Raw genomic sequence first — 17,891 nt, 5'->3', positions numbered from 1 at the left:
TTCCCCGAACTCACTCAGCCGCTTTTTGCGGCTTGAACTCATAGACCTTCTCGGCCGTCTCGGCGGAGATCAGCCCGTCAGCCAAGTCGCTGGCGACCTGCACGCGGTCGCGCTCCGCCGGCTTGCCGATGCCCGCGCCGCCCGGCGTCATCACCACCAGCCGGTCGCCCGGCGGGATGAGCTGGAAGCCCTTGCCCTTCAAGGTCTTGCCCGACTTCAGGGCGACGAAGCCCGCCTCGCCGTCCCGACCGCCGTCGCGGCCACGCGGCGGATGGTCGATGCGATCGAAGGCGGCGAGCAAGTCGAATGGCTCAGCGATGCCGCTTTCGATCTCCATGATCTGGCCCAGCCCGCCGCGCGTGCGGCCGGCGCCGCCCGAATCGGGGCGGAATTCCTTGCGCCAGAAGATCAACGGCGTCTGCGTCTCGGCGATCTCGACCGGCGTGCCGCGCACGCCGCTGGGATAGGCCGTGGCCGAGAGCCCGTCCTTGTCCTGACGCGCGCCGGTGCCGCCGTTGGAGGTGATGGCCATGCCGAAACCGTAGTTGCCGCCCTCGCCGCCCTTCACATGGCCGCGCACATTGAGGTTCCACAGGCACGACGTTCCCTCGGCCGGCACGCGGTCGGGCACGATCTGGCGCAGGCAGCCGAACGTCACGTCGGGCAGCATCTGGCCGATGATGTGGCGCGAGGCGACGGCGCTGGGCTTGGGTGCATTGAGGATGGTGTCGGCGGGCGCCGACACGGTGAGCGGCTCGAGCGAGCCCGCGTTGTTGGGGATGTGCGTCGCCACCACGCAGCCCAGCCCGAACACCGTGTAGGCCGTGGTGTAGGCATGCGGCACGTTGATGCCGCGGCCCGACACGGCCGACGTGCCGCTGTAGTCGACATGGATGCCGGTGTCGGAAATGGTCAGCGTGGCTTTCAGCGTCAGCGGCTCGTCGTAGCCGTCAATCGTCATGGCGTTGTGCCAGGTGCCCTTGGGCAGCTTGGCGATCTCCTCCAGCACCGCCTCGCGCGAGCGCGCGATGATATGGTCGCCGAGCTCGTCCAGCGAGTCGATGCCGAACTCGTCCATCATCTCGACCAGGCGGCGGGCGCCGACATCGTTGCAGCCGGCCAGGGAGTAGACGTCGCCCTCGGTGTCGACCGGCAGGCGCGTGTTGGCGCGGATCATCGACATCAGGGTCTCGTTCACCTTGCCCTGGTCGAACAGCTTCAGCATCGGGATGTAGAGGCCTTCCATGAAGACGTCGGTGGCGTCCGGCCCGAAGCCGATGCCGCCGATGTCCATGAGATGGCTGGTGCAGGAGAACAGCGCCACCAGCTTGCCGTTGCGGAAAGCGGGCGTGGTGATGACGAAGTCGTTGAGATGGCCGGTGCCCATCCACGGATCGTTGGTGATGTAGGCGTCGCCCGCCCTCATCGTCTCGATCGGGAAGTAGCGCAGGAAGTGCTTCACCGATTCGGCCATCGAATTGACGTGGCCCGGCGTGCCGGTGACGGCCTGGGCCAGCATGCGGCCCTCGAGGTCGAACACGCCCGCCGACAGGTCGCCGCACTCGCGCACGATCGGGCTGAAGGCGGTGCGCATCAGGGTCTGCGCCTGCTCCTCGACCACGGCGATCAGGCGGTTCCACATGATCTGCAGGTCGATCAGGCCGACGCTGTTGGACTGGCTCATGCTTTCCTCACGCGTCCTTGCGGTCCATGACGATACAGCCGGAGGCATCGATATGCGCGGCAAAACTGGCTGAAATATAGGTCGAGGTCTCGTCCTCGGCGACGATCGCCGGGCCCGGGAAGGCGCTGCCCGGCGGCAGGGCCTCGCGGCGATAGACCGGCACCTCGGTCGTGCGGCCGCTGCGGCCGTCGAACACCGGCCGCTTGCCGATCGGCTTGGGCGCCGGCACGTCGGGTGCGGCGCCCTGTTTTGCCGGCAGCTTGGCCTCGGTCGAGACCTGGACCGACCAGCTCAGGATTTCTATGGCGGCGTTGGGGATATGGCGCTCGAACAGGACGGCATAGTCGCGCTCGTAGGCCTCGCGCAGCGCCTGAGCATCCGACGCCTGCAGCGGCCGCGCCGGCAGCTCGACCACGATCTCATGGCCCTGGCCGACGTAGCGCATGAAGGCGAGGCGACGTTCGAAGGTCGCCATGCCGCGCGCGCCCGGCGCCACCAGGGCGGTCGCCTCGGCGCTCATCTCCTTCAGAAGCTCGCTGGCCGCTTCGGCATCGAAGGCATCGAGCCGCATGTAGCGGCTGCGCACCAGCTCGTAGGACACCGGCGCCGCAAGGAAGCCCACCGCCGAGCCGACGCCGGCATTGGGCGGCACGATCACGCGCTTGACGCCGATCTTCTCCGCGACCCGCGCGGCATGAAGCGGCGCGCCGCCACCGAAGGCGATGAGGTTGTACTGGTTGACGACGGCGCCACGCTCGACAGCGTGCACGCGCGCGGCACTCGCCATGTTCTCCGACACCATCTCGTAGACGGCGTAGGCCGCCATTTCGGTCGACAGCCCGATGCCTTCGGCGACGTCGCGCTCCAGCGCGCTCTTGGCCGCGCCGAGATCGAGCTTGATGCTGCCGCCGGCAAAGTCGTGCGGATCGATGGTGCCCAGCACGACGTTGGCATCGGTCACCGCCGGATGCGTGCCGCCGCGGCCGTAGCAGGCCGGGCCGGGCTCCGCGCCGGCGCTCTCCGGCCCCACCGTCACGCGCTTCAGCGCATCGAGGCGGGCGATCGAGCCGCCGCCCGCGCCGATCTCGACCATCTCGATCACCGGGATGCGCACCGGCAGGCCCGATCCCTTGAGGAAGCGCGCGGCACGGTCGACCTCGAACAGCCGCGCGGTGTGCGGCTTGTAATCGTCGATCAGGCAGATCTTGGCGGTGGTGCCACCCATGTCGTAACTCAGCGCCCGTGGCTCGCCGGCGCGGGCCGCCACTTGCGCCGCAAAAATCGCACCGCCGGCCGGGCCGGATTCGACCAGCCGCACCGGAAAGCGCCGCGCCGTGGCGATGGCGGTGAGGCCACCGCCCGAGGTCACGAGATAGATCGTGCCGGTGAATTTCTCTGCCGCCAGCGCCGCCTGCATGCGCTCGAGATAGGAGTCCATCAAGGGCTGGACATAGGCGTTGGCGACGGCGGTCGACGTGCGCTCGTACTCGCGCACCTCAGGGCAGACCTCGCTCGACAGCGTGACCCACAGGTCGGGAAGCTCTTCCTTCAGGATGTCGCGCGTGCGCCGCTCATGCGCCGAATTGGCGTAGGCGTGCATGTAAGCGACGGCGAGGCTTTCAACGCCGTCGGCCTTGAGCTTGCGCGCGGTCTCGCGCACCGCCTTCTCGTCGAGTGCCAGGCGGACCTGGCCGTGCACATCCATGCGCTCCGGCACGGTGAAACGCAGCGCCCGCGGCACCAGCGGCTTCGGCTTCTCGATGGTGAGGTCGTACTGGTCGTAGCGGCTTTCGTTTGCGATATCGAGGACGTCGCGGAAGCCCTCGGTGGCCAGCAGCGCCGTGCGCGCGCCGCGCCGCTCGATCACGGCATTGGTGGCCAGCGTCGTGCCGTGCACGAACACGGTGACGTCGCCGAAGCCCCTGCCGGCATCGGCCAGGATCAGCCGCACGCCGTCGAGAACCGCCTCTTCAGGCCGCTGCGGCGTGGTCAGCAGCTTGCGCGTCAGCCGCTTCCCGCCCTCTTCCAACACCACGTCCGTGAACGTGCCGCCGATGTCGACGGCAATGCGCAAATCCCTGACCACCTTCAATCCAGACCCATATCCTGCAAAACGGGCGCGACCGTAGACCGGCCTCCCCTGCGTTGCAATTCGCAGGCCAGGATGCCTATGGTCGCAGCGTGACGGCCACGGCCCCGACTTTCAGGGCACGACTCTACGCCCTGCTGCGCTACAGCGATCCCACACCCGGCGCCCGCCAGGTGCGGGTGGCTCACTTGATCGTGCTCGGCATCGGCCTGTTCGCCGTGATCCTGCTGTCGGTCGATGAGCTGGACGGGCAGATCCGACACGTCCTGCGCATCGTCATCTGGACCGTCACGTTCCTCTTCCTCATCGAGTACCTGGCGCGCCTGTGGGTAGCGCCCGAGGCACCGCACTACGACCAGGACTCGGAGACCGGTGCGCGTCTGCGCTGGGCGGTGTCGATCCAGGGCCTCATCGGGCTTCTGGCGATCCTGCCGGCCTTCATGTTCTTCGGCGGCTACGGCATCACCGGATCGGACGCCGCCTCGGTATTCTGCATCCTCTGGATCATGAAGGTCGGCCTGCATGCGCCGGCCTTCAGTACGCTGTTCCGCGTGATGTCCAACGAGCGCGCGCCGATCGCCAGCGTGCTGATCCTGTTCGCCATCCTGCTGATGATGGCGGCGACGGCCGCCCACATCTTCGAGCGCGTCAGGCAGCCCGAGCAGTTCGGCTCGCTGCCGAACGCCATGTGGTGGGCCGTCGTGACCCTCACCACGACGGGCTACGGCGACGTGGTGCCCCTGACCTTGGGCGGACGTCTCGTCGGCTCCTTGCTGATGATCTCGGGCATCGCCGTGCTCGCCCTGATGACCGGCGTGCTCGCCACCGGCTTCGCCCAGGAGGAACGGCGGCGCGAGTATCTCCGGGTCTGGGAACAAGTCGCGCGCGTGCCGCTGTTCGCCTCGCTGGGCGTCGTCACCCTGTCGGAGATCGTGGGCAAGCTGCGCACACGCTACTACCCTGCGCGCATCACCGTGGTGCGCCGCGGCGACGCCGGCGATTCCATGTTCTTCATCTCGAGCGGCGAGGTCGAGGTCCGCCTGCCCAACGGCGGCTCGGTGCGGCTGGGCGAAGGCGCCTTCTTCGGCGAGATGGCCCTGCTCGAGCGCCAGCCGCGCACCGCCTCGGTGGCCACGACCAAGCCGACGACGCTGCTGGTGCTCTACGCCAGCGACTTCTACGAAATCGCCTCGCACATCCCCAAGCTCGCCGAGGCCGTCGAAGTCGAGGCCAAGCGCCGGCGCGAGGAGAACCTGGAGCGCCAGACGGCCGGCCGGCGATGAAAAAGCCCTCCGCCGGGGGCCATTGGCCGGGCCGGCCCCTTGGGCTATATCGCGCCTCATCAGGCCTAACGGCCCAGTAACGAAAGCCCCCTTAATGTCGTCGATCACGCCCGTCATCCTGGTCGGAGGTTCCGGCAAGCGCCTGTGGCCCCTGTCGCGCGAAAGCATGCCCAAGCAGTTCGTGCCGCTGCTCGGCACGCAGTCGACCTTTCAGCAGACGCTGCAGCGCGTCGCCGATCGTGGCCTGTTTGCACGGCCTGTCGTTGCGACCAACGAGGCCTACCGCTTCATGGCCGAGCAGCAGGCCAAGGATATCGGCATGGAGATCGACATCCTGGTCGAGCCGTCGCGCCGCGATTCAGGACCGGCGATGGCGGCTGCAGCCGCCTATGCGCGCAGCCAAGGCGCTAAAGCCGTGCTGGCGCTGGCGTCGGATCATTTGGTGATTGGCGCCGAAGAGTTCCGAGCCGCTTGCCGCGAAGGCCTTCTGGCCGTGGAACGGGGCGGCATCGTCACGTTCGGCATTCCGCCCACGGAGCCCAAGACCGACTATGGCTACATCCGCCCGAGCAGCGAGCAGATCGGCACGGTGCAGAAGGTCGCGGCGTTCGTCGAGAAGCCCAATGCGCAGACCGCATTGCGCTACATCGCCGAGGGCCTGCTGTGGAACAGCGGCAACTTCCTGTTCCCCCCCGACCTCCTGCTGTCCGAGATGGCCCGTTTCGAGCCGGCCATGGCGGCGGCGGCCGAGGAGGCGGTGGCCAAGGCCAAGAAGACCGGATCGACCGTGTTCCTCGACGCCGACGCCTTCGCCAAGGCGCCGGCCAAGTCGATCGACTACGCCGTCATGGAACGAACCGACAAGTGCTGGGTGGTGCCGGCCAAGTTCCGCTGGTCCGACCTCGGCACCTGGGACGCCCTGCTCGATGTCGGCGAGGCCGACAGCGCGGGCAACGTCACCGAAGGGCCGGTCGAGATCGACCATGTGCGCAATTCCTACGTCCGCTCGGACGGCCCGCTCACCGCAGTGATCGGCGTCGAGGAGGTCGTGGTGGTGGCGATGAACGACGCCGTGCTGGTCGGCCATCGTGACAACCTTCCACGGCTCAAGGACGTCGTGCAGCGGATGTCGGACGGCAAGCACAGGGCCGCCACCGAGCATGCGGTGATGCACCGGCCCTGGGGCAGCTACCAGGACATCGACCGCGGCGAGCGCTTCCGCGCCAAGCGGCTCTCCGTCAATCCCAAGGGCAAGCTCAGCCTCCAGAGCCACAAGCGGCGCGCCGAGCATTGGGTCGTGGTCAGGGGCGTGGCCGAGGTCACGCTCGACGGCAAGATCATGACCCTGCACGAGAACGAATCGATCTACATCCCGATGGGCGGCATCCACCGGCTGGCCAATCCGGGCAGCGAGCCGCTCGAGGTCGTCGAGGTGCAGACCGGCGACTACCTCGAGGAGGACGACATCATCCGCTACGAGGACATCTACGCCCGTGTGTGAGGCGTGAAGTTCGGCGCTCACCACGAGTGGGGCAAGCTGCGCGAGGTCGTCATCGGCATCTCGCCGGCTGAAGATTTCGTGATCTTCCACGAAGAGTCGCAGCGCTGGCTGCTGCCGGAAGGCGAAAAGGTAAGCCGCGCCCATAAGGGCCAGCGGCTGATCGACGTCGACCCCGAATGGGCCCGGCGCATCGAGCGCCAGGTCGACGCGCTGGCCGAGCTGGTGGCGCGCGAAGGCGTGGCCGTCCGCCGCCCGCAGCGACTGGAAGGCGAGGAGCGCACCTTCCTCGCCGCCAACGGCGAGGGCGCCCAGCTCTTCCCACGCGACGGCATGATCGTGATCGGCGATCACGTCATCGACGCCTCGCTGCGGCTGAAATGCCGGCAGCGCGAGCGCTATGGGCTACGTCCCATCATCCAGCAGATGGTACAGCAGCGCGGCGCCCGCTGGTCGAGCGTGCCGCTGGGCTCGCCGGCGTGCGTCGACGGGCCGTTCCTCGAAGGCGGCGACACGCTGCTGAACGGCCGTGAGATCTATGTCGGCATCTCGGGCTGCGCCTCCGATCTCGCCGGTGTCGACTGGCTGCAAGCGCTGCTGGGCGACAAATACCGTGTGCTGGCCGTGGCGATGAAGTCGAACGTGCTCCACCTCGATTGCGCCGTGGCGCTGATCAAGCCCGGGCTTCTGGTCTATTGCCCCGAGAAGCTGATCGATGGACTGCCGATGTCGTTGCGCGACTGGGACAAGGTCGCGGTCTCGGTCGACGAGGCCAATCGGCTGGCGACCAACGGCCTGATCCTCGAGGAAGGCCGCATCATCATCGATGCCGACAATGCCCGCGTGATCGACGAACTGCGCAAGCGCAGGATCGACGTCATTCCCCTGCCCTTCGACGGGCCGATCGCCACCGGCGGCGGCCTGCGCTGCGCGCACCATCCGCTGGTGCGCGAGAGCGTGCTCGATTGAGCAGGCGGCGCCTGCACTGCTGGCGGCAAATGCATGCACCGCAGTCGCCTCGCTCGCGAATTTCTGCATTTTATGCATATTTTCTGCAGGTCGGCCTATGTCCGCCAAGCCATTGAATTCACGCCGCTTTCGAATTTTTTGCATTTTGTGCATTTTCTGCAGGCCCTCCTGCTGAACTGCACCTCTTGCAGAGGATCATCGCTCCCGTCCGGCTGAACGCAGCCGGACGGGAGGACCAGGCCCGCGGCAGGAGCAGTCTGGCACACGATCGGATAAACGATGCATGGAGCGAGAACGCGGGTAGGCAACGCAACAGGACGTGATCATATAACTTAAGTTCGATCCAGTCAAGCACTACAGTGATATCGTCAATTTCGTTTTCGTGACTTATTGCGTGCCGTAGCGCGCCATGTCTGGCGGGTCGAACTGGCACTCACGCCATTCCTTATGCCGCCGATCCCGAGTGCCAGTAGTGCTGTCAAAGCTGCGTTGGCGCGGCGTTGTTGGCGAATACCGCCATCTGCGCGGCAAGCGCCTTCTGGAACGCCGGACGCGCCTCGCATCGTGCGAGGTAGGCCGCCAGCACCGGCATCGACGCAACCAGGTCGGTGTGCCGCGGGATGCGCAGCACCGTGGCCATGAGCAGGTCGCCGGCGGTGAACCGGTCCTCGAGGTAGTCGCGTCCGTCCAGCCACGCGGCGACGCCGTCCAATCGGGCCTTCACCGCATCGACCGCGCCTTCGCGCAATCGCATCGCCGCACTGTCATCGGCGAACTTCAGATCGATCTGGACCAGGAACATGATCGGCGGTTCGACCGTGTTCAGCGCCGAGAACATCCAGGTCATCGCCCGTGCCCTGGCCGATGGGTCGGACGGCAGGAGAACGCCCGATCGCTCGGCGATGTGCTGCACGATGGCCCCCGATTCGAAGAGCACCAGCGCGCCGTCCTCGAAGGTGGGGACCTGGCCGAACGGCTGAAGCTTTCGGTAGCCTTCCGGCTTGTCCCTGAAGTCCAGCAGGCGCTCCTCATACGGCAGGCCCGCCTCCTCCAGCGCCCAGCGCACCCGCAGATCGCGGACCAGTCCCTGGGCAAACGGTGGAACCCATCGGTAGGCGCTTACCTTGATCGCGCTCATCGTCTCGCTCCCCCGGAAAGATAATGATCCAGCTTGTTCAGCGCGCTGTTCCAGCCCCGCACATGGCCGTCCCGGCTTTCGACAGAGCCAAGGCCCTCCTGCCTCAAGGTCAGCTCCGTCTTGCCGCCGATCTCCCTGAAGGTGAGCGTGATCAGCGACTGCCGGATGGCATCGCCCTCCCAGCCCCAGGTGAAGACCAGGCGGCGGCATGGCTCGATCGACCGGAAGACACCCGATACCGGGATCACGCGCTCCGGCGTGTTCATGACGAGACGGTAGCGGCCGCCGACCCGCGGCTCGAGCAGCTCGACCTCACAGTCGATGCCCTCGGGACCGATCCACGACTGGAACTGCCCGAGATCCAGCCACGCCGCGAACACCCGCGCCGGCGGAGCGTCGAATACGCGCGTGATCTCCAGGGTCGTATCGTCGGACCGAACAGTCATCGCGGCTTCTTCTCCGACTTCAAATGGGCGTCGAGGCGATCGAGGCTGCCGGTCCAGAAGCGACGATGGAACTCGAGCCATGTCGCGGCACTGTCGAGCGCCTCGGGCCTGAGGCGGCAGCGGCGGTGCTTGCCCTGCCGTTCGTTGGAGATCAGCGAGGCCTTCTCGAGCACCTTCAGATGCCGCGAGATCGCCGGCTGAGAGATCGCGAAGGGCTTGGCCAGCTCGCCGACCGTCGCCTCGCCTTGCGCCAGGCGCGCCAAAATCGCCCGACGGGTCGGATCGGCCAGCGCGTTGAAGGTATGATCGAGCATATTCATTTAACGGATATGTTATATAACTTACCCGTTAAGTCAACCGTGCTCCACTACGCCTCGCTCCGCGAGGCTCCAGTCGAGATGACGAGAGGATCAGGCGCCGCGCTTCGGCGTGCGGTCGAAGACGATCGGCTTGGGCCTGTTCAGGCGCTTGTTGATGTGCACCCCAAGCGAGCGCACCAGCATCGCCACCTGGCCGCCGACGAAGCGCAGCAGCACCAGGGTGAAGCGCGCGGGCGACATCTCCCCGCCGCGGATGAAGTTGTGACCGGCGCGCAGGAAGGTCGTGGCGCAGAACAGCACCCAGGCCAGGGTCACGAAGAACAGGGTCAGCAGCAGTAGCGCCAGCGACGGCGCCAGCAGCCCGGCCAGCAGCCCCGCGACGACGCCGACCAGCAGCACCGGCTGGTTGAGCGACATGCAGAGGTGCAGCAGCGCCGCCGCCTTCGATGACGGCGTGATATCGCGGCTCCTCAGGATCTCCGGGAACATGCGCAGCCCGACATGACGAAAGCCGTCCTGCCAGCGCTGCTGCTGGCGCAGCCAGGTCTTGGTGTCGGCCGGCAGCTCGCCGGGCACCGGCACGCTGGTCAGGAACAGCGCCCGCCAGCCCTTGACCCAGCCGCGATAGGTGAGGTCGAGGTCCTCGGTGACGGTATCGCCCTTCCAGCCGCCGCCCGCCTCGATGGCGGCCCTTTGCCAGATGCCGCAGGTGCCGTTGAACGGCAGCGGATGGCCGGCCCAGCAGCGCGTCGCCTGCTCGATGCCGAGATGGGCATCGAGGGTCACCATCTGCATCTCGGTGAGCGCGTTCTCATGCGGATTGAGGAAGTCGAAGCGCGCCTGCACGAACGCCCAGTTGGGGTTGGCGAAGAACGGCCGCATGCACACACGCAGGAAGTCGGGCGACGGCACGTAGTCGACATCGAAGATCGCAAAGTAGTCGTGCGGCGTCTGCTGCATCGCCTCGTGCAGGGCGCCACCCTTGAAGCCCGAGCGGTCGGTACGCTGCAGGGCGACGATGTCGAACCCCTTCGCCTTGAGCTCGGCCACCACGGTGCGGGCGAGTTCGGCGGTCTCGTCGGTGCTGTCGTCGAGCACCTGGATGTGCAGCCTGTCGCGCGGCCAGTCGAGCGCGGCCGCGGCCTCGATGCCGCGTCGGAGCACGCCGCCTTCGTTGAAGGACGGGATCTGCACCACGACATGCGGCAGGTCGGCATCGGGCGGCAGCGGCGTCGCCAGCAGCGCCTCCTCGCGGCGGAGCCCCCGCTCCTTCAGGCGATGATGCAGGATCACCATGTAGAGCAGGCTGCCGACGAAGGCCGCCAGCAGCACGCAGCACACCGCGAAGACCACGGCGAGAGCCAAGGCCAGGGTGGCGATGGCGGCCATCAGGTGCCTGCCTTGGGTGTGCGGTTGAACTCGGTCTTGCGCCCGAACACGGCGGCGATGATCGGGCCGGCATTGGCGGCGGCAAGATAGACGATCAGGGCCGGCACGCTGGCCGCCGTGGCGAGATAGCGCCCGAGGTCGCCGCGCTTCAGGCGCCGCCAGGCACCGAAGGTCATGCCGAACAGGACCGCCAGCATGGTGATGAACCACAGCCACAGCAGGAAACGGAAGAAGCCCGGCAGATAGCCGTGGCCGATCGTCGACAGGACCAGCGCCACGATGCCCGCGGCCAGCACGGGAAAAATGAGCTGCTGGCCGAGCGCCACGGTGGTCATGAACTTGGCCTCGTCCGACCAGTCCGAGCGCCAGATCGGGCCGAGCAGCTTGCGGGCGACCTGCATGAAGCCCTTGGACCAGCGGCTCTGCTGGGCGCTGAAGTCATCGAGCTTGGCCGGCAGCTCGCCGACGACATGGGGCTCCATCAGGAAGACGCCGTGCCAGCCCGCGAGCGATGTCCGCAGCACCAGGTCGAGATCCTCCGACAGCGTGTCGTGCGACCAGCCACCCGCCTCCTCGACCGCCGCGCGCCGCCAGATGCCGCCCGTGCCGTTGAACTGGAAGGGCATACCGCGGCGGGCGCGGATGTCCTGCTCGACGGCGAAATGGGCGTCCTGCATCAGCCGCTGCGCCCGCGTCAGCCAGTTCTTCTCGCCATTGCCCCATTCGATGCGGGTCTGCACGAAGGCGGCACGCGGCTCGGCCAGCAAGGCCGCCATGGCGCCGCGCAGCCAGCCGGGTTCGGGCACGAAATCGGCGTCGAACACGGCGACATAGGGCGCGTCGCAGAGCTTCAGGCCCTCGGCCAGGGCGCCGGCCTTGAAGCCGCTGCGGTCGTCGCGTCGGATATGGGCGACGTCGACGCCATCCCGCTTGAGGCGCGCCACGGCATGAACGGCGATGTCGGAGGTGATGTCGGTGCTGTCGTCGAGCAGCTGGATGACCAGCCTGTCGCGCGGCCAATCGAGGTTGGCGGCGGCGCCAAGGACACGGTCGATCACGAGAGGTTCGTTGTAGACCGGGATCTGCACCAGCACGCGCGGCAGCTCGTCGGGCAGCGCCGGAAGGCCCGCGTCGGCCGGCGGCAACTCGATCGACCAGTAGACCAGATAGAGGAAGTAGCCGGCGATGACGAACTGGACGGCCAGGCAGAGGAAGGCGATGAGATCGATGGCTGCGAGCAGCACGGTTGCCGCTCAGTGGTAGTGGATCGGCACGTCGAAGCAGCGGCCATCCTCGATGTGAAGGCGGCGGGAGGCGACGTCGAAAATACGCTCGTCGTGGGTCGACAGCACGACGGCGCACTTGGCACGCATGGCGAGGTCTTTCAGCTGATCGACCACCAGGCGGCCGGCCACGCGGTCGAGGGCCGAGGTCGGCTCGTCGGCGATGATGAGATCGGGCAGGCCGATCATGACGCGGGCGATGGCGACGCGCTGCTGCTGGCCGCCCGACAGCTCGTCGGGCCAGGCCGCGGCCTTGTCGCCCAATCCCAGCAGGGTGAGCAGATGGCGGGCGCGCGGCTCGTCCCATTTGGGATCCGACAGCGGCGTGGTGGAAACGCCGGCCATGACGTTCTGCAGCGCCGTCAGCGAGCTCAAGAGATTGCGCTTCTGGAACAGGAAGCGGATGCGGTTGCGCAGCACGTCGACTTCGCGGCCCTGGAGACCGACGATGTCGGTGCCGAGCAGGCGCAGCTTGCCCTCGGACGGCTTGCGCATGGTGCCGAGGATGGTGAGCAGCGTGGTCTTGCCCGAACCGGAAGGGCCGGTGACGATCACCAGCTCACCCTCGCGCACCTGCATGTTGATGTCGAACAGCACGTCGGCCCGCTGCGGCCCCTCGCCGTAGTGGTGATGGACGTCGATCGCCTCGACGACCGGCGGTCCGAAGTTGTGCGTGTCGGTCGACATGGTCACTCGAACAGCATGATGGGGTCGACCTTCCACAGTCGACGGATGGCAAACAGGCTCGACACCACGGTCATGATCACGCAGGCGACCAGCGACACCACCATTTCGCGCAGGCCCATCGACATGCCGAGATGCATGGCCGCTTCGGTGACGCCGTAGACCACGCGTCCCAGCGCGAAGGACACCACGAAGGCCGGTGTGATGATGGCCGCACCAATCTGGCCGATCATGAACAGGAAGAACCACCAGTCGTAGCCCAGGCTCTTCAGGATGGCGTATTCGGGCAGGTAGAAGCGGATGATCTGGTACTGGGCATAATAGATGAACACCATGCCGATCATCACGCCCATGATGAAGCCGAGATCGGTGATGTAGCCGACCGGCGTCTCGCGCGACCAGTAGACCCGCTCGCGCGCCTCGAACTCGCGCTTGTCGATTGCCTCGCCGCGGCCGACCAGGGTGCGGTTGAGCTGGTCGCGCACCGCATTGACGTCGGCGCCCGGCGCCAGATGGATCGAGATGAAGGCCGGACGGTCGGACCACCAGTTGCCGAACACTTCGGCCATGGTCTCCTGACTCATCATGATGGCGCCGTCGTTCAGCACGTTCGGGCCGACGGCGAAGGTGCCGACGGCGAAGAGCTGGCGCAGCAGGCCGCGATTGTCGGGCGGGCCCAGCACCGTGTACTCGGCGCCGCTGTCGGCCTGGGCGGCAAGATCGCCGAAATAGGGCCGCGAATCGCGGTCGAACAGGATGCGCCGCGTTTCCCTGAGCTTGTGCAGGTTCTCCTTGAGGCCAGGCACGTCGACGGCGGGCTTCTCCGGATCGACGGCATACCAGGCGAGCCGGCGCGAGGTCGGCATGCCGGTATGCTGGAGCGACATGACGCCGAACCAGAACGGCGAATAGGAGGAGACCGCGGGATTGGTGGCGATGATGTCGGTCACCGCGACCGGCACCTCGGCATGCAGCTGCATCGACTTGAAGCCGTAGGGCACGATGATGAGGTCGCCCGACACCATGCGATGCAGGCGCACCGACGATTCGTAGACGGCGCGCTCGATGCCGAGCTGGGCAAAGATCACCAGCAGGCTCGCCGTGACGCCGCCCAGCGACAGGAGCGTGCTGGTGCGCTGGCGCTTGAGCTGCTGGGCGCCCAGCGGCATGGTCGTCGAGGTGCGGGCCGCCGCCCGCACCGCGGCCATGGAGAAACTCGGGCGCCAGCGCCCGATCCGCGCCAGTCCAGCCCAAAGGCGCGACAACCGATGCCGCAGCCCCGGGACGTCAGGCAGCGTGATGGCCATCAGAGGAAGGTGACGCGCGTCTCACGCCCCAGCACCGGGGGCATGCTGGACGAGTCGTCGATCTTGATTTCGACCTGAACGACGCGGGCATCGGTCGACGAACCGCCGTCCGGCTCGACGCGCTGCATGCGCTTCACCGTGGGGGCGATACGCTCGATCGTGCCCTTGTAGACGTCGTTGTTGCCACGGAAGGTCACGTCGACCTTGCCGCCGGGCTTGAGCCGGCCGACATGCAGCTCGTCGACATCGGCCAGCACGCGCAGCTGGTTCATGTCGACGATCTTGACGAGGCCGGTGGGCGACACGCGTTCGCCCTGACGCGAGAAGATCTGGACCACGACGCCGTCGAGCGGCGAACGCACCAGCGCGTCCTCGATGGTGCGCTTGGCGCTGTCGACGCGCGACTGGGTGTTGGCGAGGTCGATCTCGTACTGCGCCAGGTCGTTCTCCAGCGTCGTCTTCAGCAGGGCCAGCCTGACCTTCTGCCGCTCCAGCCCCTGCTCGGCGATCGAGGTTTCGAGCTCACGCTGATCGGGCGGCTTGCCCGAGCGCGCCCGTTGCAGGGTTTCGAGCTTGTTCTGCTCGATCGAGGACTTGAGCGTGGCCTCCTGCAGGGCGATCTCGGAGAGCCGCGTGCCCTTCAGCACGAAGTCGTAGGTCTGCTTGAGCTTGACCAGGTCGGCCTCGGCCATGCGCAAGGTCACGTCGGCGCGGGCATAGTTGGACAGGACCGCGACGACCTCGCCCTTCTTGACCTTCTGGCCGTCCTTGACGCGCAGTTCGACCAGCACGCTGCCGCCGGACGGATCGCCGGCGACCACCGCCGTGCCCTCGGGCGCGTCGGTATAGCCGCGGGCAATCAGAGGCGGCGGAGCGGGCTTGCCCGTGTCCTGGGCGCTGCTGGTCTGCCGGCTGGGCATGACCCACAGCCCGACGCCGGCGACAGCCACCAGGATCGCCAGACTGATGGCGCCCCACCTGAATTTCTTCGCTCTAGCCATTGCGAATTCTACCAAAAAACTCCCTGGCGCGCTTGCCAAGCCGTCAGAACGTTGACGTGAGGGGGATGTTACCCCTGGCGATACCGATGATGGAGAACGTCCGATAGATCGATGTCAGGATCTTGTCGTACTCGTACAGCGGCGCGTTGGTGACATAGATCACGTCCCGCGGCTGCAAGCCGAACTGCTGTGCGACAAAAATAGACACCGGTTGAAACAGATCCAGGCGGAAGACCCGTCCGCGGGCCGTCGGGTTGGTCTCAAGGTCGCCCATTCTGAACACATAAACGCCTGTTTTGTTGGCCCGCACGTCGTTGAGGCCGCCGACCTGGCCCAGCGCCTCAAGCAGAGTGAGATTGTGCTTGCTCATCTCGACATTGCCCGACTTCAGCACCGCTCCCAGCACCGTGAAGATCCGTGAATTGGGCCGGACCACGATCTCGTCGCCCTTCTGGACCGCGATGTCACTACCGGCCAACAAATCGGAGAATTGCGACGTCAGTATGACCTGACCGTTACGCCGCACCACGACCTGGAGCTGGTTGGCCGAGCCGGTTGGGGAAGCGATCGGGCCGCCCGCCTTGTTGATGGCATCGACGACGCTGCGCACGTCCTCGAGCATCGACACACGCCCGGGGTTCTTGACGTCGCCCGACACCATGACCGTGTGGGTACGCGGCGCGTCGAACTCGACAATGACTTCGGGCTCCTGCACCTGAGTGCCGAGTTGTTGGATGATCTTCCGCTCGATCTGATTCAAGTCGAGGCCGGCCACCTGCACGGTGCCGACGACCGGCACCTTGATCGAGCCGTCCGCGCCGACGCGCTGGATGCCGAGATCGGCGCTCTGGCCCTGGATGGTCGGGAAGATGTTGCCGCCGTAGCGTTCGAAGATGCGCACCTTCAACGAGTCACCGGGAGCGACGGTGAGGGGCTGCGCCGGCGACAGCGAGCTGGTCATATTTGTCGGCTTGTCGGGGGTCGGCGCTTGGCGGTAGGCGACGACCGTCGTCGGCGTGAGATCGATGACGTCGAATGGCAGGGCTTCGGTGCTGGTCGTCTGCGCGCCCCCCATCCAGGGGCCGTCGCCAGGCAACGCAGTACATGCCGTCGCGCCAAGGCCGATGCCCAGGGCAACGGCGAGGGGTCGCGCGGCGGCGCACAGCCGGCTCCATACTGTCAAAATTCGATCCCCGTCTAGCAGTGGTAGTATGTCACGCGCCGCGCCGCGTTTCGTCTCAGGATATAGTCCAAGGCCGGCCAGTAATTAACCCGCGCGGGTGTGGGGGTGCAAGCGTTCCGCAGCCGCGCCTGTGGGGTTTCGACGCAATCTCGCGGCAGCCTCCTCGACCGACGCGACGACCTCGAACAGCTCGGTGAAACCGCTGACCAGCAGGCAATCGGCGGCAGCGCCGCTGAAGCGGCAGAAGGCGATGCGGGCGCCCAGTTCCTCGGCCCGGTGCAGGGCGCGGGCGAACACGCGCACTCCCGCGGCGCTCATATAAGTCACCTCGCTGCCGTCGACGATCACACCGGCGCCCGGACCGAGGGCATCGACGATCAGCTTCTCGACCGACGCCGAGGTTTCCGAATCGACCTGTTGGGGCAGCATGACGGTGGCGATCTTGGTCATGACGGTGTCACCTCATACGTGCTTTCCGGCGGTGCCATCCCTGCTTGGCTGCCAGCCGGCCGCAAGGTTCGTGCCCCGCCAGTCGATGCGGTTGCGGCCGAGCCAGGCCTGGACGGCAAGCAGCGGCACCAGCGCCTCGCGCGCCAATGCGGCAGCCCAGGCGCGCGGGCCGAACGGCAGGCCGTGTGCAGCGAGGAACCAAGCCTCCGCGGCAAGCCACGCAACTGTGTGCGCGATGAGCGCAAGAGCAAGCCAGGTCGGCGCGACGCCGACGGCAAGCAGCGCCACAAACAGCGCCAGGCCCGATGCAAGCCAGCCGATCGCAGGCTCCAGCAGGACCAGCGCCCTCACCTCGGGGCTGAGCTTCAGTCGCGTCGATCCCCAGCGGACCTGCCGCCGCCAGACGTCCTGCCAGCGCCGGCCACCGACCAGCAGCCGCGGCATGACGCGCGCCAGCCAGGTGGTCTGGCCGAGGCGGTCGCGCACCATGCGCACCACCGAATAGTCGTCGGCAAGATAGTTGAGGAAGCCCTGATGGCCGCCGATGCTCTGCAGGGTATCCCTGGCGAGGATGGTCACGCCACCGGACGCGACCGGCATGCCCAGCCGGTCTGCCGCCATCAGGAACCGCGCCTGATGGCCGTTGATGTAGCTGCACTCCATCTCGGCTGCGAAGTTCTCCGGCCGATTGCCGGTCTTGAGCGCCAGCACCAGGCCGACCTTGTCGGAGAGATGGGCGGCGGCCGAGGTGAGCTCGGAGAGCTCGAGGTCAATGCCGGCGTCGCACAGTGCGACGATCGGCCGGCTCGCCGCCTCGAGGCCCTTGCGCACGTTGTTGAGCTTGGGATTGAACGTGTCGTCGCTGCCGACCAGGATCGGCGCATCGGGCCAGTCGGCGCGGGTGTAGCCGACCGCCTCGTCATCCTCGGCGGTCACACAGATCAGCACCTCGGCGCCGGCCCGCGCGAGCTCGGCGAGACTGCGCACGTAGGCGGGCGACGCATCACGCCTGCCGACCATGGGAGCGACAATGCTGAAATCGGCCGCGCCATGCCGCACCGGATCGGCCGGCCGGCGCCAGCGCCCCAATCCCGCACTTATCCACTGCACCAGCATCGTGGCCGCCCACCAGCCCAGCCCCGCCCAGAAGAGGATGCATGCGGTCAT

Annotated in this window: 16 protein-coding genes; 3 read left to right on the top strand and 13 right to left on the bottom strand. The window is 67.0% G+C overall.

Annotated features, from left to right (window positions below; all coding sequences use genetic code 11):
* Positions 1 to 10: 10 nt before the first annotated feature.
* A complete protein-coding gene (locus tag RSO01_RS17365; protein WP_147150381.1) occupies positions 11 to 1,684 on the bottom strand; it encodes a hydantoinase B/oxoprolinase family protein in 1,674 nt (557 codons plus the stop codon).
* 7 nt (positions 1,685 to 1,691) lie between these two features.
* Positions 1,692 to 3,776 carry a hydantoinase/oxoprolinase family protein gene (locus RSO01_RS17360; protein WP_147150380.1) on the bottom strand — a complete coding sequence of 695 codons (2,085 nt, stop codon included), beginning with the start codon at positions 3,774 to 3,776 and terminating at the stop codon, positions 1,692 to 1,694.
* 89 nt (positions 3,777 to 3,865) lie between these two features.
* On the opposite strand from RSO01_RS17360, the gene RSO01_RS17355 reads away from it, so the two are divergent.
* From RSO01_RS17355 to RSO01_RS17345, 3 genes are all read left to right on the top strand, one after another.
* Entirely contained in the window at positions 3,866 to 5,056 is a 1,191-nt protein-coding gene (locus RSO01_RS17355; protein ID WP_147150379.1) for a cyclic nucleotide-gated ion channel, read from the top strand.
* Between the two features lie 94 nt (positions 5,057 to 5,150).
* Positions 5,151 to 6,557, top strand: coding sequence for a mannose-1-phosphate guanylyltransferase/mannose-6-phosphate isomerase (locus tag RSO01_RS17350; protein WP_147150378.1), 1,407 nt, complete (start codon positions 5,151 to 5,153; stop codon positions 6,555 to 6,557).
* 3 nt (positions 6,558 to 6,560) lie between these two features.
* On the top strand, positions 6,561 to 7,523 hold the full coding sequence (locus RSO01_RS17345) for an arginine deiminase family protein (RefSeq protein ID WP_147150377.1): 963 nt from the start codon (positions 6,561 to 6,563) through the stop codon (positions 7,521 to 7,523).
* Between the two features lie 478 nt (positions 7,524 to 8,001).
* Here RSO01_RS17345 and RSO01_RS17340 read toward each other — a convergent pair whose 3' ends face one another.
* The 11 genes from RSO01_RS17340 to RSO01_RS17290 all read right to left on the bottom strand — a co-directional run bounded on the left by RSO01_RS17340 (position 8,002) and on the right by RSO01_RS17290 (position 17,891).
* Positions 8,002 to 8,661, bottom strand: coding sequence for a glutathione S-transferase family protein (locus RSO01_RS17340; RefSeq protein WP_147150376.1), 660 nt, complete (start codon positions 8,659 to 8,661; stop codon positions 8,002 to 8,004).
* Positions 8,658 to 9,107, bottom strand: a complete 450-nt coding sequence (locus RSO01_RS17335; protein ID WP_170303144.1) for an SRPBCC family protein — start codon at positions 9,105 to 9,107, stop codon at positions 8,658 to 8,660. The genes RSO01_RS17340 and RSO01_RS17335 overlap by 4 nt, the downstream gene beginning before the upstream one ends.
* The gene (locus tag RSO01_RS17330) at positions 9,104 to 9,427 is read right to left on the bottom strand and encodes an ArsR/SmtB family transcription factor (RefSeq protein ID WP_147150374.1); all 324 of its coding nucleotides are present in this window, start codon (positions 9,425 to 9,427) and stop codon (positions 9,104 to 9,106) included. The genes RSO01_RS17335 and RSO01_RS17330 overlap by 4 nt, the downstream gene beginning before the upstream one ends.
* A 90-nt stretch (positions 9,428 to 9,517) precedes the next feature.
* Entirely contained in the window at positions 9,518 to 10,816 is a 1,299-nt protein-coding gene (locus RSO01_RS17325) for a glycosyltransferase (RefSeq protein WP_147150373.1), read from the bottom strand.
* A complete protein-coding gene (locus RSO01_RS17320; RefSeq protein WP_147150372.1) occupies positions 10,816 to 12,060 on the bottom strand; it encodes a glycosyltransferase in 1,245 nt (414 codons plus the stop codon). The genes RSO01_RS17325 and RSO01_RS17320 overlap by 1 nt, the downstream gene beginning before the upstream one ends.
* A gap of 9 nt (positions 12,061 to 12,069) precedes the next feature.
* The gene (locus tag RSO01_RS17315) at positions 12,070 to 12,786 is read right to left on the bottom strand and encodes an ABC transporter ATP-binding protein (protein ID WP_147150371.1); all 717 of its coding nucleotides are present in this window, start codon (positions 12,784 to 12,786) and stop codon (positions 12,070 to 12,072) included.
* Positions 12,787 to 12,788: 2 nt separating this feature from the next.
* Positions 12,789 to 14,090, bottom strand: a complete 1,302-nt coding sequence (locus RSO01_RS17310; RefSeq protein ID WP_147150370.1) for an FtsX-like permease family protein — start codon at positions 14,088 to 14,090, stop codon at positions 12,789 to 12,791.
* Entirely contained in the window at positions 14,090 to 15,091 is a 1,002-nt protein-coding gene (locus RSO01_RS17305) for an HlyD family secretion protein (protein WP_147150369.1), read from the bottom strand. Before RSO01_RS17305 ends, RSO01_RS17310 begins: the two co-directional genes overlap by 1 nt.
* Positions 15,092 to 15,134: 43 nt before the next feature.
* Positions 15,135 to 16,274 (bottom strand): polysaccharide biosynthesis/export family protein, encoded by a 1,140-nt coding sequence (locus RSO01_RS17300; RefSeq protein ID WP_147150368.1) that lies wholly within the window; start codon positions 16,272 to 16,274, stop codon positions 15,135 to 15,137.
* 84 nt (positions 16,275 to 16,358) lie between these two features.
* Positions 16,359 to 16,724, bottom strand: a complete 366-nt coding sequence (locus RSO01_RS17295; RefSeq protein ID WP_147150367.1) for an STAS domain-containing protein — start codon at positions 16,722 to 16,724, stop codon at positions 16,359 to 16,361.
* A gap of 12 nt (positions 16,725 to 16,736) precedes the next feature.
* Entirely contained in the window at positions 16,737 to 17,891 is a 1,155-nt protein-coding gene (locus RSO01_RS17290; protein WP_147150366.1) for a glycosyltransferase family 2 protein, read from the bottom strand.

This window comes from Reyranella soli, assembly GCF_007992495.1.
GTDB lineage: Bacteria > Pseudomonadota > Alphaproteobacteria > Reyranellales > Reyranellaceae > Reyranella > Reyranella soli.
This window is presented reverse-complemented; position numbering and strand designations above follow the sequence as displayed.